Below are 17204 nucleotides of genomic sequence, written 5' to 3'. Positions count from 1 at the left end.
AATACTTAATTCCTGATTCAATTAAAACAAACACTAAATTAAATAGACCATATTATGAATGAAGCTCAGAAGATAGGAAATTACCGTTACCGGATTTTAGCCCTTTTAATGTTTGCCACAACTATTAACTACTTTGATAGAAGTATCATTGGGGTATTGGCTCCAACATTAGAGAAAATGTTCCATTGGAGCAATAATGATTACGCAAACATTATGATATCATTTAAGGTGGCTTATGCCCTTGGGATGCTATCAATGGGAGGAATCATTGACCGATTAGGAACTAAGAAAGGGTATATCCTATCAATTGGTACTTGGAGTATATTTGGAATGCTTCATGCTTTGGTACGTCCTGGGTTTAGTGTTATTGGTTTTGCCGCCGCAAGGTTTGGTTTAGGTTTTGGAGAATCTGGAAACTTTCCAGCAGCCATTAAGACCACGGCCGAATGGTTTCCTAAAAAGGACCGTGCATTTGCAACAGGTCTTTTTAACGCAGCAACAAGTGTTGGTGCCATTGCAGCCCCATTTGTCGTTGGGTGGATAGTTCATGAAGATGGTAAAAATTGGCAAATTCCTTTTTTAATTACAGGTGTATTAAGTGCTATTTGGGTGTTTTTATGGTTTAAAATGTATAAAAAGCCAGAAGTACATCCTAAAGTAACAAAAGAAGAATTAGCCTATATAAATAGTGATTCCGATATTGAAAATGAAGAAAAATTACCATGGAAAGCAGTTCTCGATAAACGTCAGACATGGGCATTTGCTGTAGCTAAAATAACGGATGCCGTTTGGTGGTTTTATCTTTTCTGGGGCGCAAAATTTTTAGCTGACACCTTTGGTGTAGATATCCATAATATTGCTCTTCCATTTTTTGTCATTTATATTATGGCTGATGGAGGCAGTATTTTAGGAGGATACCTTTCAGGTGTTTTTATAAAGAAAGGATGGAGTATTAATAAAGCAAGAAAGATAACAATGCTAATATGTGCTTTGATTATACTGCCGGTAAGCTTTGTTGCCATAACCGAAAGCAAATGGATAGCCGTTTTTCTAATTGGATTGGCAGCAGCAGGCCATCAAGCGTGGTCAGCTAATATTTTCACATTAGCTTCAGACGTGTTTCCTAAGAAAGCAACAGCATCAGTAGTAGGAATCGGAGGCATGGTTGGAGCAGTCGCAGGTATGGTCGGTGACAAAGCATTAGGAGAGGTCTTGGATACAGCTGGTAATACTGGTTATTTTTGGGCATTTCTCATTGCAGGATCTTGTTACCTAATAATTTTGGGCATTGTTCATTTATTAATGCCTAAAATGACACCATTAGATGAAAACTTAAAACCAATTAAAAGTTAAAATTGCTGAATAGAGCAACAATAAGATGAAGAAACTAAATAGAAAACATGTTGGATTAGAGGACAAACTTCCAATCAAAATAGTACAATTTGGAGAAGGCAATTTTTTGAGAGCATTTATTGGATATGCGTTTCAAGAATTGAACAAAGCAGTCAACTTTAATGCAGGAATAGCAGTAGTGCAGCCCATTGATAGAGGTTTGGTAAACATGCTAAATGACCAAGATGGATTGTACACCTTGTTTATGAAAGGTGTTAAAAAAGGCCAAGAAATTCAAGATATTGAGTTAATCTCCAACATTGTTAAAGGGGTAGATCCGTATGCTAATTTTAATGATTATCTAAATTTAGCAAAAGAAGAATCTTTGGAATTTATTATTTCAAATACTACTGAAGCAGGTATAGCCTATGTTGCAACTGATACACCTGATATGGAGCCTCCAAGCTCGTTTCCGGCTAAGTTAACACTACTTTTACATGAAAGATTTAAACATTTTAATGGAGATGCAACTAAAGGGTTGACTATTATCCCTTGTGAATTGATAAATCATAATTCTGAGACCTTAAAAGATATTATATTAAAGTATGTAATCGATTGGAATCTTGGTGATGATTTTAAAACCTGGTTGTTGGAAAGCAATTCGTTCCATAGCACTTTGGTTGATAGAATTGTACCGGGATATCCCAAAGATGAAATTGAATCTTACAATGCACAGTTGAATTATCAGGATAATTTAATAGTAGCTGCTGAAGCATTTTTGTTGTGGGTGATTGAAGGTGGTGACGATTTGAAAGCTAAATTACCATTCAACAAAACAAAGTTGGATGTTAAGATTGTTAATGACATGCAACCCTATCGTACCAGAAAAGTACGCATTTTAAACGGCGCGCATACCGCTATGGTTCCTTTTTCTATTTTGTATGGAAATACAACCGTAAAAGAAACCATTGATAATGATTTCACGGGAGGCTTTGTTAATAAAGCTGTTTTTGATGAAATTATAGAAACCCTTAAAATGGATCGGGACGAATTAAACAGTTTTGCTGAAGAGGTTTTGGACCGTTTTAGAAACCCATTCATCAAACACCAATTATCTGATATTGCTTTAAACTCCATATCAAAGTTTAAGGTGAGAGTACTGCCAAGTTTATTGGAATACATTGAAATAAACAATAGCATTCCTTTACATTTAACATTTTCATTTGCCTGCTTGATTCGTTTTTATAAAGGCACTTGGAAAGGAGCTAAATTACCAGTAAAAGACAGTTCAGAAATTGTTGAAACCTTTGAAAACATTTGGAAGCTTAAGGACTATGAAGATATATCCAAAGCCGTTCTTGAGCATGTTGATTTCTGGGACCAAGATTTAACTAAAATCAAAAAGCTGAAAACAGCTATTGCAATTGCGCTAGAGGAAATTGATGCCAATGGAGTTGAAAAAGGCTTTGCTAATTTCAGCAATAACATAAAAAATAAAACAATAGACATAGCATGGTAAAAAAGTTGTTAAAAATACATCCCACAGATAATGTAGCTGTAGCTTTGGTAAACATATCGGTTGGAGAGACTATTGATTTTGATAATGATACCATTCATATTTTGTCTGATGTAAAGGCCAAACATAAAATTGCTTTGAATAAACTAAATGCAGGAGACAGAATAACGATGTATGGCGTTTTAGTTGGAACGGCAAGCGGTATTATTGAAAAAGGTGATGTGTTGACCACTGAAAATGTAAAGCACCAAAGCGAAAAAGTGTATGGAAGAACCCAAACTTTTAGTTGGACGGCTCCAGATGTTGAAAAATGGAAGGACAGAACGTTTTTGGGATACCATAGGGAAGACGGACAAGTGGGCACAGAAAATGTTTGGTTGTTTTTCCCGTTGGTATTTTGTGAAAACAGAAACATAGAAACGTTAAAAGAAATTTTTGAGAAAGAGCTTTTAAAGCAGCACGTAAATCCGCATCAAATGTTACTCCGTTCACTTGTTAGTGGAGGACATGAAGATACCGCTGTTGCAGAAAATTCAACAAACGTATTTAATAATATTGATGTCAAGTTTATAACACACCCAGGTGGTTGTGGAGGTATAAGACAGGATTCCGAAAGTCTAGGTAGATTGTTGGCAGGATATGTAAACAATCCTAATGTTGCTGGTGCAACGGTATTGAGTTTAGGCTGTCAAAACCTTCAAATAAGCATTTTTAAAGACGCTTTAAATGCTATTAATCCTAATTTGAATAAGCCTGTTTTAATTTATGAACAGCAAAAAATGGGAACGGTTGATGAGATGCTGTCTGCCATTATAAAGGATTCTTTTGAAGCCATAAAAAAAGCCAATAATATTGAACGCAAACCAGCACCTTTATCAAAATTAAAAGTTGGTTTGGAATGTGGTGGCTCTGATGGGTTTTCTGGAATATCAGCAAATCCCACATTAGGAGCTGTTTCTGATATGTTGGCAGCACTTAATGGTACGGCTGTTTTGGCAGAATTCCCAGAGTTGTGCGGTGTAGAGCAAGAATTGGTCAACAGATGTGTAGATGATACCATAGGTGAGAAGTTTTTAAAATTAATGAAGGCTTATGAAAAATCTGTTGTAGATGCGGGCTCAGGATTTGATATGAACCCATCACCTGGAAATATTAAAGATGGTTTGATTACAGATGCCATGAAATCGGCAGGAGCAGCCAAAAAGGGTGGAACGTCACCAGTACAAGATGTGTTGGATTATGGAGAATATATTACTAAACCAGGTCTTAATTTATTGTGCACGCCCGGTAATGATGTTGAGAGTACCACAGCATTGGTTGGTTCTGGTGTTAACCTTGTTTTGTTTACAACCGGATTGGGCACACCAACAGGTAACCCCATTGCACCAATCATTAAAGTGTCATCAAATACTGAACTTGCAAAACGGATGCCAGACATCATTGATGTAGAAACTGGAGCTGTGATACGCGGAGAGAAAACCATTGAGGAAATGGCTGAAGAACTGCTTGAGTTTATAATTCAAGTAGCCAGTGGAACTGTAAAAACTAAGGCCAAATTGTTAAATCAAAATGATTTTATCCCTTGGCGTAGAGGGGTATCTTTATAAATAAAAAAGGCATGTTAGACATGCCTTTTTTGTTCAAGTTTAATCTATTTTTAATTTTTGGGACGACTTTCTAATCATCAACTCAGGTGTTAAAACCACCTGTTTTTCTGATTTAATTTTTTTGCTGTTATTGACTTCTTCCAAAAACACTTGGGCTGTAAGCCTACCCATTTCAATAGGGGATTGATCGACAGAGGTAATAGAAAGTTCCATAAATTTTGTAAAAGGCTCGTTTGCAAAACCGGCCACACAAATATCTTCAGGGATTCTAAGGCCATGGGCTTTGATTTCCTCAATGGCACCAAGTGCTGTAAAATCACTCGAAGAAAATATGGCATCAGGACGGTTTTCCATATCCAATAATATTTTTGTGGTCTTTCTACCTTCTAGCACTTTACTTTGTGTTTCAATGACAAGGCTCTCATCAAATTCGAGTCCATTGTCAATAATAGCTTGTTTATAACCTAAATACCTATTTTTAAATATTAATAATTTTCTATCGTTTGATAAATGGGCGATCCGTTTACAACCCTGATTGATCAAGTGTTGGGTAGCATCATAGGCGCCTTTAAAGTCATCTATGGTTACCGAGCTTACTCCCTTAATGTCTTTCTTTCTATCAAAAAATATCAATGGTACATTTTTTTTGAGTAAATTTTTAAAGCTTTCGTTATTTTCTAAATTGGCATTTGAAATGGACATTAAAATACCATCAACTTGTGCATTTAGTAAGGAATTGATATTTCCAATTTCCAGGTATTCTTGATCATGGGTTTGACAGATGATAACATGATAGCCTTTAGGGTATAATTCTTCCTCGATACCCCTGATTATGGATGCGAAAAAGTTACTGTCTATTCGGGGTACTATAACGCCAACATTGTAGCTTTTTCCACTTTTAAGAGCCTGAGCAAGTTTGTTTTGCTCATAATTCATTTCCTTGGCAGTTCGAATCACCAATTCTCTGGTTGCCTCACTAATTTTGGTGTTGTTGTTCAATGCGCGTGAAACAGTAGCAGCTGTGATATCCAGCTTTTTTGCTATATCATAAATGGTTATTTTTTTACCCATGGTTATCTTAAAAGATTAAATCACCCTAAAATTAAAATGTTAAAAATACATTTTTTAATTATATATTTTTTTAATGTGCATCTTTTTTAGTTTCTAAAATTATTACTCAAATTTTGTTTATATGTTTGAATTGTTTTATGAATTTGAGTAGAAGATTAAAAAAAGGAAGGCTTGATGCCACCTTCCTTTTTTTGAACTATTAATCAATGAACAATAAAATTATTTTTCAAAAGCACCTAAATCTGGAGCAACTCCATTAAATTGTAATCCTACATTAATTCCGGCATCTATTAGGTCACTACCATCCACTAGTTTCATAAAATCCACGTTGGGCAGGCTACCATCAGCTTGTCTAGGGCTGCTCAATAAATCGACATCTAAACTAACAAAGTCTGATGAGTTTATTACAATGCCATTTTGCCAACTATTATTGGTTATATCCGTAGTCGTGGCAGAAAAGCTGTCGTTGCTCTTACCTGATAAACTTGCTGTATTTTTTATGGTAAGTGATTCGGCAATGTTGGTGCTTCCAAAACTAATATTTTTACCGTTGTTGTAAGCGGAACAATTATAGATTTCAATAGCTCCTCGGTTGCTGTTATGGTCAAATCCATTATGAGTGTTCCCGGCAGCCACGCAATTTTTATAGATGGCATTGTGTTTTAATAATTTATCATCACTACCACCCGTTTTAAATCCATTTCCGTCTCCAGCACCAACGGTTCCGTTTTTTAAGATACCGTTTTTAAAAGACCAACAGTTTTCATAAGTGGTAGTAATATTATCTGTTCCTCTTAAATAGCCATCCCAACCATCATCAAGGTTTTGCCAAGCCCTACATCCAACAAATTTATTACCTGTTCCGGCATCAAGTTTACAAGCAAATCCATCAGCATTTTCTAAAGTGGAATCTGCGTTATAAAATGAATCACAGTTTAAAATAATATTGTTTGAAGCGCCATTGCCAATCTGAAGGCCAGTATCTGAATTTTCACTGAATGTACAGAATTCAATCACATTATTATTCCCTTGGACAAACATACCGTTATCACCGGCGTGAAATACATCAATACCTTCGATATGCCAGAATGAGCCACTGACTTCTATGCCACGATTTGAAGAGTTTTCAGTCATAGAAGAAAAGTCAAATTTAGGTCTACTTTCATCACCGGGGTAAGCCATTAATGAAATAACATTCCCAGACATACCACTGCCAGTTATTTTTATGGTTGAATCAAAAATATAATCACCACCGTGAACGTAAATGTTTTCACCAGGTGTGGCTGCTGCAATAGCGTCTAAAACTTCTTGTGAAGTACTTACTATGGTTCCTTGCGGAATAGATGAATTAGTGTCACCCGTTTTAAACGTATAGGTTGTACTAATAGAGGCGTTTGTGCCGTCACTGGTTTCAATATGCCAAAAATATACGGTATCTGGATCAACAGGGATATCTATAGTGGTATCGGTTAAACCTTTCCATTCTTCTGGAACGTCTTGATTTCCATCAACGGTATCTGCATATAACGTATAAGTAATAGCATCTCCATCTGAATCTGGACTGCCTTGCCACTCAAGAGTTACTTTACCATCAACAGGTACCACAGTAGCTCCCGAAGAAGGGCTTAAAAGCGTTGCTGGAAACGGTACATTGTTTGATTCTCCTTCGCCTGCCAAATAAAATTTCCAAACTTCTGAATTTGTAGTTGTGTTTCCAGAATTTTTGGAAGTCACCATCCAAGAATATGGATATCCTCTTAAAAGATTCACCACTGTTGAGTTTGTTGGAAGACCTACGTTAAGCGTTACATCTTGGGTTACTAAATTTGTTATTGTTAAATTGTATGTTTCAGTAGCTTCTGATGCCTCCCAGCTAAAAGTCACCGTAGCTTTGTCACCAATAATCTCACCAACTTCACATGTTTGATTGTTTAATGGTAAACTTAAAGCAGCTTCCCCTGGAGTAGTAGTGTAGGAAATGGTCTTGTCATCATTTTTTGAACATGAAGTCATTATTACAGCTCCAATAAAAACCATTAAGACTTTTAAATTATTTATATATGTTACGGTTTTCATAATTTATTTTTTTACAATTTTAATTGATTTGTTAACTGTTTCTGCCTGTAACTGCAAATAATAAATACCATTGCTAAAGTTTGCTAAATCAAGATCAATAATTCTACTATTTGAAACTGATTTTGTTGAATTCCAATATATTCTTCCTTGAAGATCAAATAACGCAACATCTACATTAGAATCTTTGCCATTAACATAAACTTGAATTTTTCCTTGCGTTGGGTTAGGGAACACCAAAACATCTTCCGAAACAAATATATTTTCTGAATACTTACCCTGGCAACTGTTATCTGTAGTGATAACAATTGAATTGTTGCCTTTTTCAAGATTGATCACCACCGAACTTTTTGAAGTAGTTGATAGCTTGCCATTATGATTGATGTTATAACTATCGGCGCCTGATAATGTAATTGAAACTTCATTTTTTGTACGATTTACCTTTGAATAAGCTTCCAGTGGTGTTGGGCCTTCAATAGTTATGTTGAAACACTGCTTATAATCATCCCTTCCTTCTATTGTGATACAGACCTTATAAGTGCCAGCGGCAAGACCATCTATCGTGGTCGTTTCGGTAAAACGAGTAGCTTCATTTCCATCAACAGAAACAATATAAGTATAGTTGTTGTTAACAGCACTAATACTGATAAATCCATTGTTTTCTCCGTTACAGGTAACGGATGTTGTTGTGATTGAAAAATTATCTGAAGGCAATTCAAAAACCTCACACCCAAAAACATCAACAGTTACGCCTGGGTCAGATTCAGGACAAACATCCTCGCTATCTAAAATGCCATCACCATCACTATCCTCACAAACATCCCCTATACCATTATTATTAAAATCAGCTTGGTCTGGATTAGCTGTAAACGGACAGTTGTCATTAACATCAGGAACACCGTCATAATCTGAATCCTCATCTGCATCTAATGTAGGTATTGGGTCCCAACCATCATTTCCTTTGGTAAAGTTAAAGGTGGTTATATCAGTTCCGTCTGTTAATTGATCTGTTGATAAAACAGTGGACCAAGAGGCTCGGCTGCCAGAATTATCCACTCCAGCTAACTCATTTGTGCTGCGCTCGTACATCATACTTGATTCTCCACCTAAAGTGTTTCTCCAGCCTTCTGGAAAAATCATTGACTGACCAGAAAAATTAGGATTCTGTGACATATCAATATTAGTTTGGTAAAATACAACCTCACTTGTTGTGGCTGCCCAAGGACGGCCAAAGTATCCTGGTTTGCCCCAATCAGAAGAAGCTGTTTCAACTCCGGGGATTGGAGATTTTACATTACATTGGTACATAAGATAACCTCTGCTACTGCCTTGTTGGGCAGCAGTAATGTAAGACGTATCATTACCTGAATCACTAGTGTTTAAAACAAGATCAGATTTATAAAATACGGCTGTCATACCACCAAAAATATAGTCAACAGCTCCCATCATGGCTCCTTTGTAAATAACCACTCTCGCGCCCTCACTACCATAAAAAGAGTCTTGACGGCCTACTACACGGCAATTGTTTAATATGGCTTTGTCTGCACTGCTGGTGAATGCAATGGCTGCAGCTCTTTCTACAAAACCTAAATCCCTGTTTTGTACAGATGTGTCTCCTAAGGTATTAGGTCTTTCACCACCAGTTGGTGCGCCATTATTTGGTACAACAATGTCTTCAGATTCTTTTTTGGAAATGTACTGGTTAAAAGAGTTTTCAAAAATCACGTCTTCAGCTTCAAAACCAGGAGCAGTTACTACAACGGTTGCATTCCAATAGGAACCATTTGTAGTTCCGGAACCTTTATTTTCATAGCTTAAATACCCATTTGCTTTATTTACAGCTAATACATCTTCATGCCATTTTTGATCTGGTCCCATACTGTAATAGTTGTAACCGTGACCATAATATGAAGTGATTCTAACGGCATTGGCATCTATATCTACACCTTTGTTTAAAAGCGCAATACTTGGCATGGCTCCAGCATTTTTCAATGAGATATTAGGACTGTTAATCACGAGCATTTCTTCGTAATTACCAGGGTCTATCATTACGGTTACGCGTTCATCATTTGGTCTATCCATCTCTGCAATTGCATTTAAAGCCTTATTGATTGTTTGATAATCTTTATCTGTTCCAACAGTAACTATTGCAGAAAAAGGCACAATTGCTTTTACAGCTATATTTGTTATATAAGTTGTGCCTGAACCAGAACAGGTTATTATTGCATTACCAGGGGTGCTACCAGGATATATGTAGGTAGCGGTTTCTAGAGTTGATGTGCTTCCACTACTAGTAGTAACAGGGTTTCCACCATCTATAGAAAACTCGGCTGAATAATAATAGGTTACTATCATTTTTTCACCTGGGTTTATAGGCACTGTAATTGTATTCCCTGGCGAACAGACAAGATGACCTTTGGCAATTTCATTTTTAGCGCCATCAAGACCTAACCCTTTATAATATAAATCTGTATTGGATATAACTTGATCATCAAAACTCCAATTGGTCACAGGATTGAACATTAAATCTTTTGAAGTATCTGCACCAGCAACTACCAAGTTTGATGTTAACGCTAATTCCAATGGATATTTATCCAAACCTGTAAGATTCATCGTGTAAACGCCATCTCTAAGGGCAACCGAAGTTATATCGGTAAAATGATAACTATAATCAGGCTCATTTAAATTAGAAAAGGTTATTTCTAAATCATTTAACTGAGTAGCATCTAGCCCTATAGCATTAATGGTTACATTAAATACAGGTTTTAGTGTAAAGTCAATATCAGCAGATTGGGCTGCATTTCCTATGGTAAGAGTGTTGGCAGGAATCTCAAAATCATTGACACCTTCTGCAGAAATGGTATACTCTACATTTGGCTCCAATTGAACTGTGTATGTAGAGGTGTTAGTATCAATAACAGGTTCTGGAACAAATATTTTATTTGCCGCAGGATCTGATGTATAAGTTAACATTACATTAGAAATATCAGAGCCTAATCCAGTGATATTACCAGAAACAGTATATAGCTCAACTTGAATTATGGTGATATCAAATGCTGTTGAAGAGGCATCAACAAGTTTGGTTTTTGTGCTACTTATAACGTAACCATTAGCATTGGCTAAACTTAATTTGTAAGTATAATCTTGCGGAAGATTGATACTGTAGGTTCCACCAGAAGGTGTTACTGCCCATTCTTTACCGGCCTCGTTTGTAAAGATTATTGAATATCCATTGGGAATACCAGATGCTTGACTGACATCTACAGTTCCAGTTAATGTTTTGTATGTTGCGTCTTTTCTTTCAATTCTATAATAGCTTGGTTTATCTGCACTATCATAAATTCGATAAGAGCCTGCATATTTTGCCACGAATTTAACTAAAGTAACTGAACCACTTGTGGGAACAATTTTTACATCGTCTTGTAAAGCAGGATCAGCAACATAAGTAAAGTGAATATTACCACTTGAATTTTGGGCGGTCATGGCTAACGTTACTTCATCATCCTCACTTAGTGTTAAACCCATGTATCTTCCAGTTGCGCCAGCTCCATTAACATATATCCTACCGCTATAATCAGAAACACCACCAAGATTGTCATCATATCGTGTAAGGCTTGTGTTAGAGGTCCTTAAACGGTCATTACTACCGCCAACCCAATTCAAAACGCCAGCGGAAAATGATGGCAGTGTGTTAGATGTACTCGCACTACCTGGAGTGATGGAAGCATCATACCATGCATTTATGGTTGCAGCATCTAATTTGTTATTATATACAGTTGCATCCAATTGTTCAGCACCAAAATCCCAAACGTCAATTTTACCATTTGATGGTTCAATGGCTGCTGCATTTTCAATAGACATACCATGTAAATAAATTTCTGCTGTTGGATATCCAGCACTTACTAAAGTTGCTGAAATAGTGCCAGCAGGACCAGTATAGCTAAAATTCATTGGAACGCCATCTACAGCAGCGGCAATGTTTTGTGCAGGTATTGAGCCAATTACATTTCCATTGATGTCTTTAAACTCTAATACAGCATCAGTAGCTTGACCATATTGACATACTATAAATGTAATAGTGGCATTACCTGCTACTATCATGTTAAATGAATTGCCAGGAAAAAATACACCACCATGAGTGCCATCATGAAAACCAAATTGACCTGCTTGATCGGTTGTATTACTGTTTATGGTAACAATACCATCGCTAGTTTTGAATGTTTCATATCGTAAAGAGGAGTAACTGGTTTGAGGTAGCACTGAACCATCTGCAAAATTATAAATATACGTTTCTCCTGGGTTAGCAGTAACAACATTGGCACTGTCAGAAATATTTAACACATATGATGTTGGATCAGTAGAGGTGTCGGTAAAAGTAATAGTAAGCTCGTTTCCGTTAACTGAAGTAGAAGCAATATCTCCTGATACTGTTGGTGAGAAGGATGATAGGTCTGCCCCACCTAAATCAATTTCAATGGAAGCGGATGTGTTGGTGGCACTGAATACGGTTCCAGCACTTACTGAAACGGTTGCTGCTTCACTGGCATCAGCACCTGAAGTAAAATCAATTTGGGTTCCATTAAGCGTAATAGTACCTGATTTTTGTATCCAAGGTGTTAAGTTTACATCGTATGGAATTGGAGAAACTTCAATGTATGGAACATAGGTAGTGCCACTAAAGTCAAGTACAACAGTCCCGGCGGTTCCTGCATAAACAAAGTCTATGGTATCACCGTCATTACCAAAGTTACCACCAGTGGTTGCCGATTTAGACGGCGTATCAAAACTTCCCGTTGTACTTGAAACTGAAATATTTCCGGAAGAATAAATACTACCGCCTATCTTAATATGAGAATTTCCAGCAACCTTCAGTATAATTTGATTTCCTGGTTTTAAGATAGAACCATGTTGTGTCCCATTATAACCATAGGCATTGCTTGAACCAACTATAACATCTACTAGACCTTTTGATATATCTGATTGGCCATTCGTTGCTGTAGGTATGATACTGCCATCTCTAAAGTCAAAATAATAAGGTATATTTTTAACAGGCGATGTATAAGCAGCACCTAATTGAGCTGGGATAACATCTAGTTTGGGTAAATAAATATCATTGTTTGTGCCAGCAATAGCTTTAAAAGCAATGGATGGGCTTCCTTTTTTTAGCGCTGGATCTGAATAAACCAACGAGTAAGTATCCAATAAATCATTTGTTACTGTAGTGCTAACGGTACCTAAATCACCTGCCGTTGTTTCGGTCCCTTCCATATTCAGTCCTGAATATTTTGATCCAAGAAGACGTACAGAATTGCTTCCGGTAAGTTGAATATTGATTTGAGAATCAACTTTCATATTAAGGCCATAAGCACTATTAGGGTCGTTATTATGCTGGGCGTAGGTGCCTGACAATGTTAAGAAACCATCGGTACTTTGACCTGCAGCTATCAAAGTAGCCCCTTCTGTTCCTCTAAAATCATAAGTTGTTATACCATGTAAATAACTGTTATCGTATAAAGCTATGGAATAGGTTTTAGGGTCTGTACTATTATCGGTAAAGGTAATGTCTAAGTTATTTCCATTAATCACTGCCGAAGCAATATCTCCAGAAAGTGAAGGAGTAAGGGTTGATAAATCTTGACCGCCTAAGTCAATTGCTACTGAACCAGCATCTTTTGATGCAGATAGAACAATACCTGTACTAACGCTAATAACTGCATTGTCTGAAGCTGTTGCTCCAGATGTTAGGCTAATATCAACACCATTAAGAGTAATCGTTCCTGATTTTTGCACATATGAACTTAATGAGACACTATATGGAACAGGTGATATTTCAATGTATGGTAAATAGCTTGTGCTACCATTATTAGTGAGGGTTACTGTGCCAGCTGTTCCTACATACAGAAAATCTACCCATGGGCCACCATCTGATCCTTGTGGATATGTGGTTGAAGTTGCGTGTGATTGAGAAGTGACATCAAAAGCACCTGTTGAACTTGTTGCAGTAATAGTACCTCCAGAATATTGATCACCTCCTAATCTTATATAACTGTTTCCGGCAACCTGTAATGTAATCATGTTGCCATCTTTGAACATAATGCCATGCTGAGTGTCTTTGTAGCCATAAGCATTGCAGCAACCAGCATCTATTTTGAATAGCCCCTGTTCATAAATATTACCCTGATAAGTGCTAGTAATTATACTTTCATCCCTAAGGTCGAAATAGTAGGCAATGTTTTTTTCAGCAGTAGAGAAATCTTTACCCGCTTGGGCTGGAATGACTTCAATAGATGGTAAATATAAATCATTGCCAGTGGCAGCTACTGTTGTGAAAGTTAAGGTTGTTGCCAATCCAGAATACACGAAATCAAATGTATCAGACAAATTATTAGTGACTTTCCCAACTTGAGTCCCTAAATCACCATCATTTATAGCGGTACCCTTTACATCTAATCCTGAATATTGGGATCCAAGAAAACGAATGGTGCAACTACCATCTACTTGTAAACTTATCACTTGATCCACTTTTAAATCAAGGCCATAAGTTCCGTCTTTATAAAGATAAGTTCCACCTAGTGTTAATTTACCATCAGCACTTTGTTGATTACTGATAATGGATCCGTCCCTAAAGTCATAAGTAATGGGATTTGAGATTTGTCCTTGTGAAATAAAAGCAACAAAGAGCAATGGAATCATTAAAATAAAGGATAATTTTTTCTTCATTTTTTTAAGTTTAGTTAGTGTTTATAGTTTTCTAGTCAGTATTTCAATAGTTTTATTAAGTAATCGATTGCATTAAAAAATAAATAAATAATACTTTAAAAATAACGATGATTGACAAACTAGTTAATATGTTAGTGTTTTTTAGTATTATGAATATTTGTAATCGATTGCATAAATATATTAAAAAATTTGAATTCAACAAATATTCATATCTCTTTTATATGTTATTTGTCTATCTGTTTCTTTTTTGAAACTAATTATTCAGATAGTGGATTTTATTTATGGCTTTTTAAACACTTTATCTAAAAAAGCAATAGTATAGCTTAACGTGGTTTCAAACCAAGGATGCATGAGCCAAAACGAGTGCGGTGTATCCAGAATAGTGTGCACCTCATTGTAAATCTTGTATTTATTGAGGGTAGCAATCATATTGTCGCGTCCAGCATGAAATCTAGGCTGGGCACTATTTATAAAAAGAGTAGGAGGGGTATGCTCATCAACATACTCTAATGGTGAAGCCTCTTTCCAATTTTTAAAATTGTTTTCTTTTTCACCATTTAGCCAAATACCTGCCATGGATACTTTGCCAGGTTTAGATTCTGCCGAGGCTTCAGGGTGAATAAACGATACAATACCGTCAATATTGATAATAGCCTGTACTTCGTCAGAAACAGTAGCGTCTTTTCCATAAATCACAGAATTTGGAGTCACACCAATTAGCGTTGCCAGTTGACCGCCAGCTGATGCTCCTAAAACAGCAAATTTATTAGGGTTTATGTGATATTTTTTAGCATGTTTTCGCATCCATCTAATAGCATCTTTCAAGTCGATGACTGCAGCTGGGTAGGGTGCAACAAGCCCCAGTCTGTATGAGACTGCTACAGCCACGTAGCCATTTAAGGCCAGATGTTGTGCCATAACACGCTCATTTTCTTTTTGACCTGTAAGCCACCCACCACCATGAATCAGTAAAACTACTGGGTATGTTTTTTTTGTTTTATCAATAGGCAAATAGATGTCTAACTTTAACTTCTCTTTATTTATTTTCTTATAGGTTATATTTTCTTTAGCAACAATTTTATCAGAAACCAATGGTTCAATGGGTGTAATAAAATTGTAGTATTTTTTTAATTTTTGATAAGTACTTTCAATCGTGTAAGGTTTAAACGTTTTTTTTTCTTGCGAATAAACCTTGAGATTTAGAATGAATAAAACAGTAACTGAGATTGTGCTCAACTTCAAAAGTTTCATTTTATTTAGAGATTTTAAACCAATCCACATCAGCATAACCGTATCGTTTTGCTTCTTTTGTGCTAACGCTAAACAGGCCAACTTTAGCTCCAATCCATTTGCCTTCTTTGGCTTTAAAAGGCTTTCCTATTTTTTTATATGTTTTTCCGTTTTCAGAGTAACTAAATTGACACATGGCATCAGGTGCCGATACATCCACCCTAAAATACGCTGAATTTGTTTTTAGACGCACTTCTTCATTTATTTTTTCTTCAGCACCGTTTATGGCATTAATGGCCTCGGTTTGTTTGATAAAATAACCGTTTTCATCCACTGAAATGCTTAAGGTTGCGTAATCCATGCCCATGATGATCAATCCGGCGGTTTTGCCACTGGTTGCTTCCTCTGGGATCAAAGTGATTTTTGTTGAAGCGGTAAAATTAGGAGCCGGGAATTTTTGAAGTAATAAATTAGGGGCCATCCAAAGGTTAGGGGCATCTTCTGGAGTTATAATGCAAAACAGTCTTAAATAACCATTACCAGGCAATTTAGCATGCCATACCACATCAGGATTGGCGTTCCATTGCCATTGAAGGCCAATATCTGTTCCATCAAAATTATCGGTTTCAGCTGGTGTTTCTATCGGATAGGTTTTACCAACATTCGGTTTTTTATGAGACATTACAGGTTCTCCAATACCATTGCCATCAAAATCTTCACCCATAATGGGCCAATCGTTTTTCCATGTCATGGGTTGTAAATGAATAATGCGTCCATAGGCACCAACATCCTGAAAATGATAAAACCACGATTCGCCATTTGGCGTGTCCACCCAGGCTCCTTGATGCGGACCGTTGATCTTGGTACTTCCTTGCTCTAGCACAACTTTTCTTTCATAAGGGCCATAAATATTCTTAGACCTTAAAACCACTTGCCAACCCGTGGGAACACCACCTGCAGGAGCAAAAATATAATAGTAGCCGTTACGTTTGTAGAACTTTGACCCTTCAATGGTATCATCTAGATCATGCCCATCATATACATGGATGCCTTTGCCAATTACCTTTGTGCCTTCAGGATTCATTCTGTTTACCGATAACAAACTTTTTACACCAGCCCTGCTTCCAGCATAAGCGTGTACCAAGTAGGCATTACCATTGTCGTCCCAAAGCGGACAGGTATCAATGATGCCCTTGCCTTCCATGACAAGAACGGGTTCATCCCATTTACCATAGGGGTCTTTTGTTTTTACCATATAAACACCAAAATCTGGATCGCCCCAATAGATGTAGAGTTCATTGTTGTGGTAACGAATACTCGGCGCCCAAACACCATTGCCATGTTGTGGTATTTTAAATACTTCGGTAGGAACTTGTTCTGGTAAGGCATGGTTGATTAAGGTCCAGTTTACCATGTCTTTGGAATGCAAAATGGGCAATCCCGGTGCTGCGTTAAAACTTGAGGCTGTCATATAATAATCGTCTCCAACCCGAACCACATCAGGATCGGAGTAGTCTGCATAAATGATTGGGTTTTTATAGGTGCCATTACCATTATCGGCTACCCAAACCTCTGAAACATAGGGTTTGTTTTGTGCCAATAGCACATTTGATAAAAAAGCAAAAACTACAATGGAACACAGTTTCATAAATGAG

General features: G+C 36.8%; 8 protein-coding genes. 3 read left to right on the top strand and 5 right to left on the bottom strand.

Annotated features, from left to right (window positions below):
• The first annotated feature begins 54 nt into the window (after window positions 1-54).
• The 3 genes from IEW94_RS00460 to IEW94_RS00450 are packed head-to-tail and all read left to right on the top strand — an operon-like array spanning window position 55 to window position 4455.
• Window positions 55-1353 carry an MFS transporter gene (locus IEW94_RS00460; protein WP_188649298.1) on the top strand — a complete coding sequence of 433 codons (1299 nt, stop codon included), beginning with the start codon at window positions 55-57 and terminating at the stop codon, window positions 1351-1353.
• Window positions 1354-1378: 25 nt separating this feature from the next.
• Entirely contained in the window at window positions 1379-2851 is a 1473-nt protein-coding gene (locus IEW94_RS00455; protein WP_188649297.1) for a tagaturonate reductase, read from the top strand.
• Window positions 2845-4455, top strand: a complete 1611-nt coding sequence (locus IEW94_RS00450; protein WP_188649296.1) for a UxaA family hydrolase — start codon at window positions 2845-2847, stop codon at window positions 4453-4455. The genes IEW94_RS00455 and IEW94_RS00450 overlap by 7 nt, the downstream gene beginning before the upstream one ends.
• Window positions 4456-4494: 39 nt before the next feature.
• Here the strand turns inward: IEW94_RS00450 and IEW94_RS00445 are convergent, their stop codons facing one another.
• The 5 genes from IEW94_RS00445 to IEW94_RS00425 all read right to left on the bottom strand — a co-directional run bounded on the left by IEW94_RS00445 (window position 4495) and on the right by IEW94_RS00425 (window position 17197).
• Window positions 4495-5526: a LacI family DNA-binding transcriptional regulator gene (locus IEW94_RS00445; protein WP_188649295.1), complete on the bottom strand. Its 1032-nt coding sequence runs from the start codon at window positions 5524-5526 to the stop codon at window positions 4495-4497.
• 219 nt (window positions 5527-5745) lie between these two features.
• Window positions 5746-7602, bottom strand: coding sequence for a right-handed parallel beta-helix repeat-containing protein (locus IEW94_RS00440; protein ID WP_188649294.1), 1857 nt, complete (start codon window positions 7600-7602; stop codon window positions 5746-5748).
• Between the two features lie 3 nt (window positions 7603-7605).
• Window positions 7606-14319: a pectinesterase family protein gene (locus tag IEW94_RS00435; protein ID WP_188649293.1), complete on the bottom strand. Its 6714-nt coding sequence runs from the start codon at window positions 14317-14319 to the stop codon at window positions 7606-7608.
• A gap of 279 nt (window positions 14320-14598) precedes the next feature.
• Window positions 14599-15570: an alpha/beta hydrolase gene (locus IEW94_RS00430; protein WP_229669407.1), complete on the bottom strand. Its 972-nt coding sequence runs from the start codon at window positions 15568-15570 to the stop codon at window positions 14599-14601.
• 1 nt (window position 15571) lies between these two features.
• On the bottom strand, window positions 15572-17197 hold the full coding sequence (locus tag IEW94_RS00425; protein WP_188649291.1) for a glycoside hydrolase family 43 protein: 1626 nt from the start codon (window positions 17195-17197) through the stop codon (window positions 15572-15574).
• Between the last annotated feature and the right edge of the window lie 7 nt (window positions 17198-17204).

Origin of the sequence: Yeosuana aromativorans (assembly GCF_014646655.1) — a bacterium.
In the GTDB taxonomy this organism is placed as follows: Bacteria; Bacteroidota; Bacteroidia; order Flavobacteriales; family Flavobacteriaceae; genus Yeosuana; species Yeosuana aromativorans.
Note: the sequence above shows the minus strand (reverse complement) of the source record. Positions and strands in the feature narration are given on the sequence as shown.